This is a genomic window from Enterobacter sp. HNDS-6, assembly GCF_039850505.1.
Classification (GTDB): Bacteria; Pseudomonadota; Gammaproteobacteria; order Enterobacterales; family Enterobacteriaceae; genus Enterobacter; species Enterobacter kobei.
In genome coordinates, this window is record NZ_CP156673.1 from 1,390,075 (window position 1) to 1,407,233 (window position 17,159).

The 17,159-nt window shown below is 53.1% G+C and carries 17 protein-coding genes and 2 tRNA genes; 5 read left to right on the forward strand and 14 right to left on the reverse strand.

Going from position 1 to position 17,159, the window contains the following annotated elements; genetic code table 11:
- Nucleotides 1–12: 12 nt before the first annotated feature.
- The 3 genes from nusA to ABFI50_RS06450 form a co-directional block, all read right to left on the reverse strand.
- Nucleotides 13–1,515 carry a transcription termination factor NusA gene (gene nusA, locus ABFI50_RS06440; protein ID WP_014885374.1) on the reverse strand — a complete coding sequence of 501 codons (1,503 nt, stop codon included), beginning with the start codon at nt 1,513–1,515 and terminating at the stop codon, nt 13–15.
- Nucleotides 1,516–1,543: 28 nt separating this feature from the next.
- Nucleotides 1,544–1,996, reverse strand: a complete 453-nt coding sequence (rimP, locus tag ABFI50_RS06445; RefSeq protein ID WP_014833432.1) for a ribosome maturation factor RimP — start codon at nt 1,994–1,996, stop codon at nt 1,544–1,546.
- 207 nt (nt 1,997–2,203) lie between these two features.
- Nucleotides 2,204–2,280, reverse strand: a tRNA-Met gene (locus ABFI50_RS06450).
- 287 nt (nt 2,281–2,567) lie between these two features.
- Here ABFI50_RS06450 and argG point away from each other — a divergent pair.
- A complete protein-coding gene (argG, locus tag ABFI50_RS06455) occupies nt 2,568–3,914 on the forward strand; it encodes an argininosuccinate synthase (protein ID WP_014885375.1) in 1,347 nt (448 codons plus the stop codon).
- 178 nt (nt 3,915–4,092) lie between these two features.
- On the opposite strand, the gene ABFI50_RS06460 is transcribed toward argG, so the two are convergent.
- From ABFI50_RS06460 to rlmE, 6 genes are all read right to left on the reverse strand, one after another.
- Nucleotides 4,093–4,179: transfer RNA gene (locus tag ABFI50_RS06460), tRNA-Leu, on the reverse strand.
- Nucleotides 4,180–4,188: 9 nt separating this feature from the next.
- Complete coding sequence (gene secG / locus ABFI50_RS06465; RefSeq protein WP_003861803.1) at nt 4,189–4,521, reverse strand: preprotein translocase subunit SecG; 333 nt, start codon at nt 4,519–4,521, stop codon at nt 4,189–4,191.
- A 223-nt stretch (nt 4,522–4,744) separates the two neighbouring features.
- Entirely contained in the window at nt 4,745–6,082 is a 1,338-nt protein-coding gene (gene glmM / locus ABFI50_RS06470) for a phosphoglucosamine mutase (RefSeq protein ID WP_014885376.1), read from the reverse strand.
- The gene (folP, locus tag ABFI50_RS06475) at nt 6,075–6,923 is read right to left on the reverse strand and encodes a dihydropteroate synthase (protein ID WP_347485647.1); all 849 of its coding nucleotides are present in this window, start codon (nt 6,921–6,923) and stop codon (nt 6,075–6,077) included. The genes glmM and folP overlap by 8 nt, the downstream gene beginning before the upstream one ends.
- 98 nt (nt 6,924–7,021) lie before the next feature.
- Complete coding sequence (ftsH, locus tag ABFI50_RS06480) at nt 7,022–8,956, reverse strand: ATP-dependent zinc metalloprotease FtsH (protein ID WP_013098921.1); 1,935 nt, start codon at nt 8,954–8,956, stop codon at nt 7,022–7,024.
- 102 nt (nt 8,957–9,058) lie between these two features.
- Nucleotides 9,059–9,685, reverse strand: a complete 627-nt coding sequence (gene rlmE, locus ABFI50_RS06485; protein ID WP_003861812.1) for a 23S rRNA (uridine(2552)-2'-O)-methyltransferase RlmE — start codon at nt 9,683–9,685, stop codon at nt 9,059–9,061.
- A 127-nt stretch (nt 9,686–9,812) separates the two neighbouring features.
- On the opposite strand from rlmE, the gene yhbY reads away from it, so the two are divergent.
- Nucleotides 9,813–10,106 carry a ribosome assembly RNA-binding protein YhbY gene (yhbY, locus tag ABFI50_RS06490; RefSeq protein ID WP_003861814.1) on the forward strand — a complete coding sequence of 98 codons (294 nt, stop codon included), beginning with the start codon at nt 9,813–9,815 and terminating at the stop codon, nt 10,104–10,106.
- A gap of 151 nt (nt 10,107–10,257) precedes the next feature.
- Here the strand turns inward: yhbY and greA are convergent, their stop codons facing one another.
- Complete coding sequence (gene greA / locus ABFI50_RS06495; protein WP_014171793.1) at nt 10,258–10,734, reverse strand: transcription elongation factor GreA; 477 nt, start codon at nt 10,732–10,734, stop codon at nt 10,258–10,260.
- A 228-nt stretch (nt 10,735–10,962) separates the two neighbouring features.
- Between greA and dacB the strand changes: the two genes are divergently transcribed.
- The 3 genes from dacB to pmrB are packed head-to-tail and all read left to right on the forward strand — an operon-like array spanning nt 10,963 to nt 14,101.
- Nucleotides 10,963–12,396, forward strand: coding sequence for a serine-type D-Ala-D-Ala carboxypeptidase (dacB, locus tag ABFI50_RS06500; protein ID WP_347485651.1), 1,434 nt, complete (start codon nt 10,963–10,965; stop codon nt 12,394–12,396).
- A 2-nt stretch (nt 12,397–12,398) separates the two neighbouring features.
- A complete protein-coding gene (gene pmrA, locus ABFI50_RS06505) occupies nt 12,399–13,061 on the forward strand; it encodes a two-component system response regulator PmrA (RefSeq protein ID WP_347485653.1) in 663 nt (220 codons plus the stop codon).
- Entirely contained in the window at nt 13,058–14,101 is a 1,044-nt protein-coding gene (gene pmrB / locus ABFI50_RS06510; protein WP_023331397.1) for a two-component system sensor histidine kinase PmrB, read from the forward strand. The genes pmrA and pmrB overlap by 4 nt, the downstream gene beginning before the upstream one ends.
- Nucleotides 14,102–14,135: 34 nt before the next feature.
- Here pmrB and cgtA read toward each other — a convergent pair whose 3' ends face one another.
- The 4 genes from cgtA to rplU all read right to left on the reverse strand — a co-directional run bounded on the left by cgtA (nt 14,136) and on the right by rplU (nt 16,963).
- A complete protein-coding gene (gene cgtA / locus ABFI50_RS06515; protein ID WP_014885381.1) occupies nt 14,136–15,308 on the reverse strand; it encodes an Obg family GTPase CgtA in 1,173 nt (390 codons plus the stop codon).
- Nucleotides 15,305–16,279: a DMT family transporter gene (locus ABFI50_RS06520; protein WP_014885382.1), complete on the reverse strand. Its 975-nt coding sequence runs from the start codon at nt 16,277–16,279 to the stop codon at nt 15,305–15,307. Before ABFI50_RS06520 ends, cgtA begins: the two co-directional genes overlap by 4 nt.
- Before the next feature lie 95 nt (nt 16,280–16,374).
- A complete protein-coding gene (gene rpmA, locus ABFI50_RS06525) occupies nt 16,375–16,632 on the reverse strand; it encodes a 50S ribosomal protein L27 (protein WP_004385076.1) in 258 nt (85 codons plus the stop codon).
- A 19-nt stretch (nt 16,633–16,651) separates the two neighbouring features.
- The gene (gene rplU, locus ABFI50_RS06530; protein ID WP_003025032.1) at nt 16,652–16,963 is read right to left on the reverse strand and encodes a 50S ribosomal protein L21; all 312 of its coding nucleotides are present in this window, start codon (nt 16,961–16,963) and stop codon (nt 16,652–16,654) included.
- Nucleotides 16,964–17,159 lie beyond the last annotated feature (196 nt).

Sequence of the window (17,159 nt, forward strand, 5' to 3'; positions counted from 1 at the left end):
TGCTACAGTTTATTACGCTTCGTCGCCGAACCAGCAAATATTACGTGCGGCCATGATGAGTTCGCCGGCTTTCTCGTCGGTTAAACCTTCGATATCAGCCAGGTCATCAACGCCTTGCTCAGCGAGATCTTCCAGCGTACAAACACCACGGGCAGCCAGCTTGAACGCAATCGCACGATCAAGACCTTCCAGATTCAGCAGGTCATCAGCCGGCTTCTTATCGCCAAGGCTTTCTTCCTGAGCCAGTGCCAGGGTGGTCAGTGCGTTTTTAGCGCGTTCACGCAGGGCTTCAACGGTTGGTTCATCCAGACCGTCAATTTCCAGCAGCTCTTTCATTGGCACATAGGCCAGTTCTTCCAGCGTAGAGAAACCTTCCTCAACCAGAACAGTGGCGAAATCTTCGTCAATGTCGAGGTATTTGGTGAAGGTATCGATCGCCGCATGGGCTTCAGCCTGATGCTTGGCCTGCAGGTCGTCAACGGTCATTACGTTGAGTTCCCAGCCGCTCAGCTGTGACGCCAGACGTACGTTCTGACCGTTACGGCCAATCGCCTGCGCCAGGTTGCCCGCTTCAACAGCGATATCCATGGTGTGTTTGTCTTCGTCAACAACGATAGACGCCACATCTGCCGGAGCCATTGCGTTGATCACGAATTGCGCCGGGTTGTCATCCCACAGAACGATATCAATACGTTCGCCGCCCAGCTCGGTAGATACCGCCTGAACACGCGCACCACGCATACCGACGCAAGCACCGACCGGGTCGATACGCTTGTCGTTCGTTTTCACCGCAATTTTCGCACGGGAGCCCGGATCGCGAGCCGCCGCTTTGATTTCGATGACTTCTTCACCGATTTCCGGTACTTCGATACGGAACAGTTCAACCAGCATTTCCGGTTTAGAACGGGTCACGAACAGTTGAGCACCACGCGCTTCAGGGCGCACGGCGTACAGCACACCACGGATACGGTCGCCCGGGCGGAAGTTTTCACGCGGCAGCATGTCTTCACGCAGGATCACCGCTTCAGCGTTACCCGGCATCCCTTCGGATTTGATCTCCAGAGAGATGTTGTCGCGGTTTACTTTCTTCACCACGCCGGTAATGATTTCGCCTTCCTGATCGCGGAACTGGTCAACCACCAGTGCGCGCTCGGCTTCGCGCACTTTCTGCACGATAACCTGTTTCGCGGTCTGGGTAGTGATACGGTCAAAGGTGACAGATTCAATCTGATCTTCAACGTAGTCACCCACGTTCAGACTTTCGTCTTCAAAACGTGCCGCTTCCAGCGTGATCTCTTTGGTCGGCTGGGTCACTTCTTCAACAATTACCCAACGACGGAATGTATCGAAGTCACCGCTTTTACGATCGATTTCTACGCGAACATCGATCTCTTGTTCGTATTTTTTCTTGGTTGCAGTAGCCAGTGCACTTTCCAGCGCTTCGAAAATCTTCTCACGCGGCAGTGATTTCTCGTTGGAGACGGCTTCAACAACAGCCAAAATTTCTTTGTTCATCGCGGGCTTTTCACCTCAATCCAGACTGTTAAAAGTGGGGAACCAGGTTCGCCTTCTGGATATTACTCAGCGCGAACACTTCATCTTTGCCTTCGACTGTCACCGTGATCATTTCACCATCAACGGCTTTGATAATTCCCTGCCATTTACGGCGGTTCTGTACGGCCATACGCAGAACGAGAGCCACTTCTTCACCGGTAAAGCGCACATAGTGCTCGGCCGTGAACATCGGACGATCGAGGCCAGGTGAGGAAACTTCCAGGTTGTACGCAACGGTAATTGGGTCTTCAACATCAAGAACCGCACTCACCTGGTGGCTGACATCAGCACAATCATCAACATTGATGCCATCTTCACTATCAATATAGATGCGCAGCGTCGATGTACGGCCGCGAACGAATTCGATGCCGACCAGTTCGTAGCCCAGTGCTTCGACCGGTGCAGTAATCATCTCTGTTAATTTTTGCTCTAATGTGGACAAGCCCACCCCCAAGACATAAAAAAAGGGCGTAAAGCCCAGTTATTCTGTAGTCAGATAACAAAAAACCCCGATAAATCGGGGCTTTAGATAACTGAACCCTATAGCCACAACTGTGGCCTGGAGCACTCTCCGAAAGAATTTTTTCAAATCCAGCTACGAAGGCTCTGAGTCTTCACAGTATATTTGAAAAAGAACTTTATGGGAAAGTGGTTGCGGGGGCCGGATTTGAACCGACGACCTTCGGGTTATGAGCCCGACGAGCTACCAGGCTGCTCCACCCCGCGCCTGAAACGTGGCAAATTCTACGCGTTTTGGACAGAATTTGCAAATAATGCTGGGATTTGGTACCGAAGACGGGACGTAAAATCGGCGTTTAGTATATTGATAGTTGACCCCACCTGTCAACCCAACTTCCATCAGACGAAACAGACCAAATTTTTTACAAAAAACGCACGAGTCTCTTCCGGTATTCGATAAAAGATGATTAAATGAATACTCACTTATTTTGCATAAAAATGCACAAGAGAGCGAAAGCGGTCTCTAATCAGTCAATCAAGCAGGGTTTTATTCTATGACGACGATTCTCAAGCATCTTCCGGTAGGACAACGTATTGGCATCGCTTTCTCAGGCGGCCTGGATACCAGCGCTGCACTGCTGTGGATGCGCCAGAAGGGAGCGGTTCCGTATGCATATACTGCGAACCTGGGTCAGCCGGATGAGGACGACTACGATGCTATTCCTCGTCGCGCGAAAGAGTATGGCGCAGAAAACGCGCGCCTGATTGACTGCCGTAAGCAACTCGTCGCAGAAGGTATTGCGGCTATTCAGTGTGGTGCGTTCCATAACACCACCGGCGGTCTGACCTATTTCAACACCACTCCACTGGGTCGCGCCGTTACCGGCACGATGCTGGTTGCCGCGATGAAAGAAGATGGCGTGAACATCTGGGGTGACGGCAGCACCTATAAAGGTAACGATATCGAACGTTTCTATCGTTATGGCCTGCTGACCAACGCCGAGCTGCAGATCTACAAACCCTGGCTGGATACCGACTTCATCGACGAGCTGGGTGGCCGTCATGAAATGTCCGAGTTTATGATTGCCTGCGGCTTTGACTACAAGATGTCCGTCGAGAAAGCCTACTCTACCGACTCCAACATGCTGGGTGCAACGCACGAAGCGAAAGACCTGGAATTCCTGAACTCCAGCGTGAAGATCGTTAACCCAATCATGGGCGTGAAGTTCTGGGATGAGAACGTGAAGATCGCGGCAGAAGAGGTGACCGTGCGTTTCGAACGTGGTCATCCGGTTGCCCTGAACGGCAAAACGTTCTCTGACGACGTAGAGTTGATGCTGGAAGCAAACCGCATTGGCGGCCGTCACGGTCTGGGCATGAGCGACCAGATTGAGAACCGTATTATCGAAGCGAAAAGCCGTGGCATTTATGAAGCCCCGGGGATGGCGCTGCTGCATATCGCTTACGAGCGTCTGCTGACCGGGATCCACAACGAAGACACCATTGAGCAGTATCACTCTCATGGTCGTCAGCTGGGTAAACTGCTGTATCAGGGTCGCTGGTTCGATCCGCAGGCGCTGATGCTGCGTGATGCGCTGCAGCGCTGGGTGGCGAGTGCCATTACCGGTGAGGTCACTCTGGAACTGCGTCGCGGTAACGACTACTCCATCCTGAACACCGTGTCTGACAACCTGACCTATAAAGCAGAGCGTCTGACCATGGAGAAAGGTGAGTCGGTGTTCTCGCCAGATGACCGTATTGGTCAGCTGACCATGCGTAACCTGGACATCACCGATACCCGTGAAAAGCTGTTCAACTATGTTGAGAATGGTCTGCTCTCCGCAAGCTCCGGTAACGGCCTGCCGCAGGTGGAAAACCTGGAGCACAGCGATAAGAAGTAATCGCTATTCAGAAATGCAGAAGGCACTCTTAGGGTGCCTTTTTTATGCCCTTTTGTAGGGCGGGTAAGCGCAGAGCCACCCGCCATTTTGCCCGGTGGCGCTGCGCTTACCGGGCCTACGAAAACAAAAAGTACAGACGAAAAAAAAGACGTCATTCGACGTCTTTCTTCTGGAATATTGGTACCGAGGATGGGACTCGAACCCACAAGCCCGTTAGGGCACTACCACCTCAAGGTAGCGTGTCTACCAATTCCACCACCTCGGTACGGAATACTTACTGCGGGATATCGCTGGTTGGCTTCGCCGGTGCAGCTGGCTGAGTCTGCTCAGTTTTCGCTGGCGCGCTCAGGTTTTCCCACTCGCTTCCTTTACTGGTCTTGTTGCTGTTGATATTGCCCAGCACCAGACTGATGATGAAGAACAGCGTAGCCAGAATCGCTGTCGTACGGGTCATGAAGTTCGCAGAACCACTTGAACCGAACAGCGTACCGGAAGCGCCTGCTCCGAAGGAGGCTCCCATATCAGCGCCTTTACCTTGCTGCAGCATAATCAGCGCTACGAGAGCGATGGCTACAATAAGGAAAATAACTAAAAGAGCTTCGTACATAATCAACCTGTTCCTTGCGGATTTGCCGCATACCAATGCTTCGACCAATTAGCAGGATTTTTGTTTCCCACTGAAGCGGGTGTGAATACTAACCAAAGCGAATGGCCTTCGCAAGGGCATTTTTGAGCCATTGTATCAACTGCGGAAAAAAACAGCAAAAAGCCATTAATTGCTTAAAACAAAGGCGATAAAAGTCGCCTTTTTAAACAGTTAGCGTGCAAGTTTATGCAGCTTTAACGGCATCAGCAATACGGTGGGCAAATTCAGTCACCTGCGCTTCATCCTCACCTTCCACCATAACGCGAATCAGTGGTTCAGTTCCGGACTTACGCAGCAGCACGCGGCCACGGCTTCCCAGCGCCGCTTCAACGTCAGCCATTACCGCTTTCACATTGTCATTTTCCAGCGGATCGCCTTTACCTGCCGTGAAACGCACGTTCACCAGGATCTGCGGGAACATTTTCATGCCGCTGCAGAGATCGTGCAGGCTCATATGGTTACGGGCCATCGCTGCGACGACCTGAAGCGCAGCCACGATGCCGTCACCGGTGGTGGTTTTGTCGAGCAGGATCACGTGGCCTGAGTTTTCTGCGCCAATGCGCCAGCCTTTCTCCTGAAGCTTCTCCAGCACGTAACGGTCACCCACTTTCGCGCGAACAAACGGGATACCCAGCTGTTTCAGCGCCAGCTCCAGGCCCATGTTGCTCATCAGCGTGCCGACGGCACCACCGCGCAGTTGACCCTGACGCAGCCCTTCACGGGCGATGATGTAGAGGATCTGATCGCCATCAACCTTGTTGCCTTCGTGGTCGACCATGATCACGCGATCGCCGTCGCCATCCAGCGCAATACCCAGGTCGGCCTTCTCTGCCAGCACGCGTGCCTGCAGGGCACGCACGTCCGTCGCGCCAACCTGCTCGTTAATGTTCAGACCATCCGGCTCGCAGCCAATGGTGATCACTTTGGCGCCCAGCTCGCGGAATACGTTTGGCGCAATGTGATAGGTCGCACCGTTGGCGCAGTCCACCACAATTTTAAGGTGGGCAAGGCTCAGTTCGTTCGGGAAGGTACCTTTGCAAAACTCAATATAGCGACCCGCGGCATCGACGATACGGTTTGCTTTACCCAGCTCTGCGGAGTCCACGCAGGTGATCTCTTTTTCCATTTCGGCTTCAATGGCTTCTTCCACTTCATCCGGCAGCTTGGTGCCATCAATGGAGAAGAACTTGATGCCGTTGTCATAGAACGGGTTATGGGAGGCCGAAATCACAATTCCCGCTTCCGCGCGGAAGGTACGGGTCAGATACGCAACAGCCGGCGTTGGCATTGGGCCAGTAAAGGAAGCTGACAGCCCCGCGGCTGCCAGTCCGGCTTCCAGCGCCGATTCCAGCATATAACCTGAAATACGGGTATCTTTACCAATAATGATCTTACGGGAACCATGACGTGCGAGTACCTTGCCAGCAGCCCAGCCAAGCTTAAGGACAAAATCAGGCGTGATAGGCGCATCGCCGACACGCCCACGGATACCATCGGTCCCAAAATATTTACGATTACTCATAGCGTTTGTTTTCCTTCGCTGCCAGTGTGGCTTCCACCACGCGCATGGCTTCTACTGTTTCTTTGACGTCATGGACACGAATAATATGCGCGCCTTGCATCGCCGCAATGACCGTGCAGGCCAGACTACCACTCAGGCGCTCGCTCGGCCCTACGTTAAGCAATTGGCCAATCATCGATTTTCTCGACATCCCCACCAGCAGCGGCAGGCCGAAGTGATGGAATTCCGATAAGCGCGCAAGCAGTGCATAGTTGTGGGAGAGATTTTTACCGAAACCGAACCCCGGGTCGAGCAGCAATTTCTCTTTTGGGATGCCTGCACGCTCACAGCGTTCAATATGCTCAATAAAGAAGCGATTCACATCAGCAAAGACATCGTCATACTTCGGCGCCTCCTGCATGGTTTTCGGCTGCCCCTGCATGTGCATCAGGCACACAGGCAACCCTGTCTCAGCAGCGGCTTCGATTGCACCGGGTTCAGTCAGCGAGCGGATATCATTAATAATGTGAGCACCCACTCTCGCCACTTCACGAATCACTTCTGGTTTGGAAGTATCGACGGAGATCCATACCTCAAAACGTTGTGCGATTGCCTCAACGACCGGCACCACGCGCGCCAGCTCTTCTTCCACCGACACATCCGCTGCCCCTGGGCGCGTCGATTCACCGCCGACATCAATGATGGTAGCACCCGCGTTGATCATTAAATTCGCGTGCTTAACCGCGTCGATAAGCGTGTTGTGCGTGCCGCCGTCAGAGAAGGAGTCAGGGGTAACATTCAGGATACCCATCACATGAGGATGTGAGAGATCGAGATGCGAGTCCTGGGCGAAGAGTTTCATGGCTAAATCCCTGGTATCAATATGGTTAAATGAAAAAGAAAAACCCCGGAGCAAGCTCCAGGGTTTGAGATACAGACAAACGCTTCAACAGCAGTGACTTACTTGTCGCCCAACTGTTCTGACATGGTGTTGCCCGGGTTCGGCGTACGCGGTTCATCGACCGGACGCGGCGCACGCGGGGTGCCATTGTTGTCAGAATTGTTGGAAGCACCTGGGTCTTCCCAGCCTGCTGGCGGACGCACTTCGCGGCGAGCCATCAGGTCGTCAATCTGCGGTGCATCGATGGTCTCATATTTCATGAGCGCATCTTTCATCGAATGCAGGATGTCCATATTGTCGTTCAGGATCTGACGCGCGCGACCGTAGTTACGTTCAATCAGCGCTTTCACTTCCTGGTCGATGATACGAGCCGTCTCATCGGACATATGTTTCGCTTTTGCCACGGAGCGGCCCAGGAATACTTCACCCTCTTCCTCTGCATAAAGCAGCGGACCGAGTTTGTCGGAGAAGCCCCACTGAGTGACCATGTTACGTGCCAGGTTTGTCGCCACTTTAATATCGTTCGACGCACCGGTAGAAACATGTTCCGGCCCGTAGATGATCTCTTCCGCCAGACGACCACCGTACAGGGTTGAAATCTGGCTTTCCAGTTTCTGACGGCTGGCGCTGATCGCGTCGCCTTCAGGCAGGAAGAAGGTCACACCCAGCGCACGACCGCGCGGAATAATCGTCACTTTGTGTACCGGATCGTGCTCCGGTACCAGGCGGCCGATAATCGCGTGACCGGCTTCGTGATATGCCGTGGACTCTTTCTGCGCTTCCGTCATCACCATGGAGCGACGTTCCGCACCCATCATGATTTTGTCTTTCGCTTTCTCGAACTCCACCATGGACACCACGCGCTTGTTACCGCGAGCGGCGAACAGAGCAGCTTCGTTGACCAGGTTAGCCAGATCCGCACCGGAGAAGCCCGGGGTACCACGCGCAATAATTGCCGCGTCGATATCTGGCGCCAGCGGTACGCGACGCATGTGCACTTTCAGAATCTGTTCACGACCACGAACATCTGGCAGACCGACCACAACCTGACGGTCGAAACGGCCTGGACGCAGCAGCGCCGGGTCAAGTACGTCCGGACGGTTAGTTGCGGCGATAACGATAATACCTTCGTTACCTTCGAAGCCGTCCATCTCAACCAGCATCTGGTTCAGAGTCTGTTCACGTTCATCGTGACCACCGCCCAGGCCCGCGCCACGCTGGCGGCCTACGGCGTCGATTTCATCGATGAAGATAATGCATGGTGCTGCCTTCTTAGCCTGCTCGAACATGTCACGCACACGAGATGCACCGACACCCACGAACATTTCGACGAAGTCAGAACCTGAAATAGTAAAGAACGGCACCTTCGCTTCACCTGCGATAGCTTTCGCCAGCAGGGTTTTACCGGTACCCGGAGGGCCGACCATCAGCACGCCTTTCGGGATCTTACCGCCCAGTTTCTGGAAACGGCTCGGCTCGCGCAGGTATTCAACCAGTTCACCGACTTCTTCTTTCGCTTCGTCACAACCTGCAACGTCAGCGAACGTAGTCTTAATCTGGTCTTCCGTCAGCATACGCGCCTTGCTCTTACCAAACGACATGGCACCTTTGCCACCGCCGCCCTGCATCTGGCGCATAAAGAAGATCCAGACGCCGATAAGAAGCAGCATCGGGAACCAGGAAATGAAGATTGAAGCCAACAGGCTTGGTTCTTCTGGCGGCTCGCCTACCACTTTGACGTTTTTGGTCAGAAGGTTATCAAGCAGCTTAGGATCGTTCACCGGGATGTAAGTCGTGTAACGGTTACTATCTTTCTTGGTAACGTTGATCTCACGTCCGTTGATACGCGCTTCGCGAACCTGGTCCTGATTGACCTCCTGCAGGAAGGTAGAATAATCCACCTTGCGGCCATTCGACTCGCTGGGCCCAAAGCTCTGGAATACTGACATCAGCACAACGGCAATGACCAGCCAGAGTATTAGGTTTTTCGCCATGTCACTCAAGGGATTAACCTCATATTACAACTGTGTTAAAAACAGCGTCAGGATACTCTATATCCAGTTTCATTCAAACTTTCGCCTGAAATCTACCGGTTATCATTTTCGCCCGGTCGCTACAATATACACTTCGCGGGAACGGGCCCGGGAAGAGTCCGGCTTACGAACTTTGACCTTCGCAAACAGGGAGCGAATTTCCTTAAGATACTCCTCGAAACCTTCGCCCTGAAACACCTTCACAACAAAACTACCACCAGGCGCTAGTACATCACGACACATTTCTAACGCTAGCTCCACCAGATACATGGCGCGGGGGATATCCACCGCCGGTGTTCCACACATATTTGGTGCCATATCTGACATGACAACCTGGACCTTACTGTCACCTACACGATCAAGTAACGCTTTAAGCACTAATTCATCACGAAAGTCGCCCTGAAGGAAGTCGACACCGACGATAGGATCCATTGGTAAAAGATCGCACGCGATGATTCGGCCCGTTCCGCCGATCTGCGTTACCGCATACTGGGACCATCCGCCAGGTGCCGCACCGAGGTCAACAACCGTCATCCCCGGCTTAAAAAGTTTGTCACTTTGCTGTATTTCATCAAGTTTAAACCAGGCACGGGAACGCAACCCCTTTTTCTGCGCCTGTTGAACATATTTATCGCTAAAGTGTTCCTGAAGCCAGCGGCTGGAGCTGGCAGAACGCTTTTTACCTGTCATTTAACATTTCCGTCCTGGTTCATCGTTACTTGCCTGTGACGTAAATTTCTACGCAGCTATTTGGCGATATAAGGGAGATGGCGGTAGAATGAACCGTTTTCAATCCCAACGTAAGCAAAAATATACGATGAATCTGAGTACTAAACAAAAACAGCACCTTAAAGGTCTGGCACATCCGCTCAAGCCTGTAGTGATGCTTGGCAACAATGGTTTGACCGAAGGGGTGCTTGCCGAGATTGAACAAGCGCTGGAACACCACGAGCTGATCAAGGTGAAAATCGCCTCTGAAGACAGAGACACTAAAAACCTGATCGTGGAAGCCATCGTGCGCGAAACCGGCGCCTGTAATGTACAGGTCATCGGTAAAACGCTGGTGCTCTACCGCCCATCTAAAGAGCGTAAAATCTCGCTGCCACGCTAAGGATATCCTGAATCAAACACATTTTCTGTGTGAAACGAGGGATTTCTGTCAGCAGGCGAGCAAAATGCCATGCTCCTTGAGTTGATAAAAGGCCGCTATGCGGCCTTTTTCTTTTCTTTACAATGTATCAACATCTTACCAGAGATGCGAATTACAGGTATTCAACCTTGATAATTTCGTATTCCACTTCACCGCCAGGCGTGCGAATGGTAACAACATCATCCTGCTCTTTGCCAATCAGGCCGCGAGCAATCGGAGAGTTCACGGAAATCAGGTTCTGTTTGAAGTCTGCTTCATCATCACCCACGATGCGATAGGTCTGCTCTTCGTCGTTGTCCAGGTTCAGCACGGTCACGGTTGAACCAAAGATCACACGCCCATTGTTAGGCATCTTGGTGATATCGATAACCTGCGCATTGGACAGTTTTGCTTCGATATCTTTGATACGTCCTTCACAGAAGCCCTGCTGCTCACGCGCCGCGTGGTATTCAGCGTTCTCCTTCAGGTCGCCATGCTCACGCGCATCCGCGATAGCGGCGATAATTTCAGGGCGACGAACGGATTTCAGGAAATCCAGCTCTTCGCGCAGTTTTTCGGCACCACGTAAGGTCATCGGAATAGCTTGCATTTGTTATACCTCTTAAACATTCCTGTTGGGAGCAGTGTTCCCTGCCCCTGCCCCCCTAAGCGGGCAAGAAGCAAAAAGAAAACCGACCCGGGAGCAACGCCCCAGGTCAGCAGCAATTTTTCAATTTGATACGCATTTTACCGCGAAGTTCACTATGGGTCATCGTTTACTTTGCAGTGCTATGCACCGTAGTATGACGGTTTGTTTTCGGGTTGTTAGCGCGAGATTATGCGATTTTCCAGATTTATCATCGGATTGACTACCAGTATAGCGTTCAGCGTTCAGGCCGCGAATGTTGATGAGTACATTAATCAGCTACCCGCAGGTGCTAACCTTGCATTGATGGTGCAAAAGGTCGGGGCGCAGACGCCAGAGATTGACTATCACAGTCAACAGATGGCGCTGCCTGCCAGTACCCAAAAGGTGATCACGGCCCTCGCCGCGCTGCTTCAGCTCGGCCCTGACTTTCGTTTTACCACCACGCTTGAGAGCAAAGGCAACATTGAGGGCGGTGTACTGAAGGGCGATCTTATTGCCCGTTTTGGCGGCGATCCGACCTTTAAGCGCCAGGATATCCGCAATATGGTGGCGGTGCTGAAAAAATCCGGTGTGACGAAAATCGAGGGTAACGTGCTGATCGACACCTCGATTTTTGCCAGCCATGATAAAGCGCCAGGCTGGCCGTGGAACGACATGACGCAATGCTTTAGCGCACCACCCACCGCCGCGATTGTTGACCGCAACTGCTTTTCAATTTCCCTTTACAGCGCGCCCAAACCGGATGATTTAGCGTTTATCCGCGTGGCATCCTACTACCCGGTGACCATGTTTAGCCAGGTGCGTACGCTGGCCAAAGGCTCCCCGGATGCCCAGTATTGCGAACTGGACGTGGTGCCTGGCGATCTTAACCGTTTCACGCTCACCGGCTGTCTGACCCAGCGCGCCGATCCCCTGCCGCTGGCCTTTGCGATACAAGATGGCGCGAGCTACGCGGGCGCCATTCTGAAGGATGAACTGAAGCAGGCAGGCATTAGCTACTCCGGTACGCTGCTCCGCCAGACGCAGGTCAACCAGCCCGGAACGGTCATCGCCAGCAAACAGTCGCCTCCGCTGCACGATTTGCTGCGAATTATGCTGAAAAAGTCTGACAACATGATTGCTGATACGGTGTTCCGCATGATCGGCCACGCGCGTTTTGGCGTGCCGGGAACCTGGCGCGCGGGCTCAGACGCTGTGCGCCAGATCCTGCGCCAACAGGCGGGAATCGATCTGGGTAATACCATTGCTGTCGATGGTTCCGGATTATCGCGTCATAATTTGATCGCACCGGCAACCATGATGCAAGTGCTTCAGTACATTGCACAACATGACTCTGAGCTAAACTTTATTTCAATGCTGCCGCTTGCCGGGCATGACGGTTCTCTGCAGTATCGCGCCGGGCTTCACGCGGCCGGCGTAGATGGCAAAGTATCCGCTAAAACAGGTTCACTGCAGGGCGTTTACAATCTTGCAGGGTTCATCACGACCGCCAGCGGACAACGCATGGCCTTCGTACAGTATCTTTCCGGCTATGCCGTCGAACCGACCGATCAGCGCAACCGTCGTATTCCGCTGGTTCGCTTCGAAAGCAGGCTTTATAAAGACATTTATCAGAATAACTAGCGATGAAACTACTCATAGTTGAAGATGATCTGTTATTACAGGAAGGACTCGCGCTGGGGCTTGCCAACGAAGGGTATGCTCTGGATTGTGCCGGTACCGCGGCAGAGGCGGATTCCCTGATCCAGAGCGGCGAGTACAGTCTGGTGATCCTCGATTTGGGTTTGCCGGACAAAGACGGCGCGACGCTGCTCACCCAATGGCGTCGGCGCGGCATCACTAACCCGGTGTTGATCCTGACGGCACGCGATGCGATTGAAGATCGTATTACCGGCCTCGATGCTGGCGCAGATGACTATCTGGTGAAGCCCTTTGCGCTCGCAGAACTTCAGGCACGCGTGCGGGCGCTTATCCGGCGCTATCAGGGGCACAGCGATAATCTGCTGACGGACGGCGACATCACGCTCAATCTGCAAACCCAGCAGGTACTGCGTGAGTCCCAGCCCGTTGAAGTGACCCCAAAAGAGTTCGCCCTCCTGACCCGCCTGATTATGCGCAGCGGGCAAACGGTGCACCGTGAAACGCTGCAACAGGACATTTACTCCTGGCAGGACGATCCCGGCTCTAACACCCTGGAAGTCCACATCCATAACCTGCGTCGCAAGCTTGGCAAAGACAGGATAAAAACCGTCCGCGGCGTTGGCTATCGTCTGGAGAGCCAGAAATGAACAGCATGCGTCGGCGATTAATGGTGTTGCTGGCGGTCATTCTGTTATTTTTCCAGCTGATAAGCGTGATTTGGTTGTGGCATGAAAGTCGTGAGCAGATTGGCTTTCTGGTGAATGAAACGCTGTCTGCAAAAGCCCGCAATAACCATGTCGAAAAAGAGATCCGCGAGGCGATTGCATCTCTTCTGGTCCCTTCCCTGGTGATGGTCAGTTTCACTCTGCTGTTTTCATTCTGGGCGGTCACCTGGATAACCCGGCCTCTGAATAAACTCCGCGACAGCCTCGCTAACCGTTCGGCGGATAACTTAACGCCGCTGCCTATGTATTCCGACATGGAAGAAATAGGCGCCGTTACCACCTCTCTCAACCAGCTACTCGCCAGGCTGGACAGTACCATTCAGCAGGAGCGTCTCTTCACCGCAGACGCCGCCCACGAACTGCGAACGCCACTGGCCGGGATCCGGCTTCATCTGGAGTTAATGGCGCAGTCAGGCTCTCCGCAGGCAACAACGTTAATCAGCCGTATCGATCAGCTCATGCATACCGTTGAACAACTGCTGATGCTGGCCCGTGCCGGACAGGCGATGGCGAGCGGTCACTATGAGACCATTAACTGGACGGACACGATCATCACGCCCCTTGGTCTTGAGCATGAAGCCAAAGAACATACGGTGATATGGCCGGCCAAAAGTACCCTTACGGTGCAGGGTGACGCGGTGCTTTTGCGACTGATGCTGCGTAACCTGCTGGAAAATGCCGGACGTTATAGTCCACCAGGCACAACAATCACCGTGGCACTAACCGAGGTTGCGGGAGGTACTCTGGTCAGCGTGAGCGATCAGGGGCCCGGCATCGATGAAGCACATCGACAGTCGATCACCGAGCCGTTCCGTCGGCTTGATCAGCGCTACGGCGGTAGCGGCCTGGGCCTGAGTATCGTACAGCGTATCCTGCAACTCCACCGCGGTAAGCTGGCGCTGGAGAACGGTGCTGAAGGCGGCCTGATAGCAAGCTGCTGGCTCCCCTCAACGCTGGAATAAAAAAAGCCCCCGGAATGGGGGCTTTAGACAGATATCAGTGCTTGTAGATGAACTCGACACCTTCTTCGTCGTCTTCATCCCAGTCATCGTCCCAGTCGTCTTCCTCTTCCGCTTCCAGCTCTTCGAGCTGCTGACGGTGGTAGTCATCCCACATGAATTCGACTTTTTCTGGCTGTTTCGCTTCTTCAGCCTGAACAACCGGGTTTTCGATGATAAAGGTCATCACATCCCAGCAGAGGTCTTTCACGCCAACCTGGCTTGCCGCGGAGATCAGGTAGTATTTATCTTCCCAGCCCATCGCTTCAGCAATCGCTTTAGCTTTCGCTTCCGCTTCAGCTTTATCCATCAGGTCGATCTTGTTGAAGACCAGCCAGCGCGGTTTAGACGCCAGTTTTTCGCTGTATTTTTCCAGCTCACCGATGATGATCCGGGCATTTTCAACCGGATCGGAACCATCAATAGGATCGATATCAATGAGGTGCAGCAGTACGCGGCAACGCTCAAGGTGTTTCAGGAAGCGAATGCCGAGACCGGCACCTTCCGCTGCACCTTCGATCAGACCCGGGATGTCAGCAACAACGAAGCTCTTCTCGTTATCCATACGGACAACACCCAGGCTCGGTACCAGCGTGGTAAACGGATAGTCCGCCACTTTTGGTTTCGCCGCAGAAACCGCGCGAATAAAGGTCGATTTACCGGCATTTGGCATACCCAGCATGCCCACGTCTGCCAGGAGCATCAGCTCCAGCTGCAGATCGCGCTTATCGCCCGGCGTCCCCATCGTCTTCTGACGCGGAGTACGGTTAACGGATGATTTGAAGCGGCTGTTGCCCAGACCGTGCCAGCCACCTTTTGCAACCATCAGGCGCTGACCGTGTTTGGTCATGTCACCCATGGTTTCACCGGTGCCCTGGTCAATCACGCGCGTACCAACCGGCACTTTAATGGTCACGTCTTTACCGCGTTTACCGGTACAGTCGCGGCTCTGACCGTTCTGACCACGTTCAGCGCGGAAGGATTTTTCGAAACGGTAGTCGATCAGCGTGTTGAGGTTCTCATCCGCCTCCAGCCACACATCACCACCATCCCCGCCGTCGCCGCCATCCGGGCCACCTCGAGGAATATATTTTTCACGGCGGAAGCTCACGCAACCGTTGCCGCCATCACCAGCCACAACCAGGATCGTTGCTTCATCAACAAACTTCATTTTACTCTCCGTAACTCATTCGCCTGAGCGGGGACCGCTTCATTTTTGCGCCAACGTCCCCAAAGACGATGACCAATGGCGGAATACATCGCGCCCGCAACCACGACAAACGCACCGAGATAGCCCAACAGGTTGAGCATCGGTCTGACGAAGACATCGGGCCAGGCCATTGATAACAAATCTGAAAATAACAGGGTAAACAGCGGAGTCAGCGTGATCAATGCGCTAACCTGTGCTGCCTGCCAGCGCGCCATTGCTTCAGCAAGCGCGCCATAACCAACCAGCGTGTTAAGCCCACAAAAAATGAGGCACGCCAGCTGCCAGTCGCTCAGCTGGGTAATGACACCCGGCTTTGCTAACGGCAATAATGCAACTGTACATAAAGTGTACAGCAAAAAAAGGATCTGCTGTGAGGCCAGGCGCCGCAATAACACCTTTTGCGCGACGCCATAGCTTACCCAGACCGTAGCTGCTCCCACACCAAAAATCACACCCCAGGTGTAATCCGTCAGGCGGGTAAAAATTTCGATCAGGCTGGTGTTAAAGAACATCACCAGACCACACAGCAACATGCTCGCCCCGATAATCTGCGTCCCACGCATCTTCTCCTTGAGGATAAACACGCTGGCGACCATCATGCCCACAGGTGAAAGCTGACCAATCACCTGTGACGCTGTAGGGCTAAGATACTGCAGAGAAGAGCTGAACAGGATGAAGTTACCAAACAGACCGCCCGTCGCGATAGCCAGCAGCACCAGCCAGCGCGGTTTGCGGAAAAGTCGCAAAGGCGGAAGCTTACCTTTGATAGCCAGAATGGCGCCGAGGCCGATGCTTGCCATCAGAAAGCGATAAAAGACCACCGTAGGCGGCTCCATCACTTCCAGTACTTGCTTCATTGCAATTGGCAGCGCACCCCAGCACATTGCGGTCGTGAGCGCCAAAAGAATACCAATGCCGGCCTGCTGCTTCATGCCCGTTTTCCCTACAGAAAATTTTCCGGGTTTCCAATGTAAAAAGCCCCGCAACACGTTGCGGGGCTTTAATCCGTTACCGGACCGAGAAAACCTTACTCAGCAACGATGCTGATGTATTTACGGTTGTTCGGGCCTTTAACTTCAAATTTCACTTTACCGTCTGCTTTAGCAAACAGAGTGTGGTCACGACCGCAACCTACGTTGTTGCCAGCGTGGAATTTGGTACCACGTTGACGAACAATGATGCTACCCGCCAGAACGGATTCGCCACCGAAACGCTTAACGCCCAGGCGTTTAGCTTCTGAATCGCGACCGTTACGTGTGGAGCCGCCAGCCTTTTTATGTGCCATTTAAATCTCTCCTCAGGTCTTAGGCGCTGATGCCAGTAATTTTCACATCAGTGAACCACTGACGGTGGCCCTGCTGCTTACGGTAGTGTTTACGACGACGAAACTTAACGATTTTAACTTTCTCGCCACGACCGTGAGCAACAACTTCAGCTTTGATAACGCCGCCATCAACGAAAGGAACGCCGATTTTGACTTCTTCACCGTTTGCGATCATCAGAACTTCTGCGAACTCAACAGATTCGCCAGTTGCGATGTCCAGCTTTTCCAGGCGAACGGTCTGACCTTCGCTTACTCGGTGTTGTTTACCACCACTTTGGAAAACCGCGTACATATAAACTCCGCTTCCGCGCACATCCTTGTATGATTCAGAGTGCGCTATAAATATTCACAATAGGGCGCGAATATTACGCAAAACGCGAGCCTTTGACAAGTGCTACCATCAATACATGAAGAAAAAAAACACAACACGTACGGTAACGTTTATCTGAGCCGTTTTTTCAGTACAATCAGCACTACTATTGATAAAC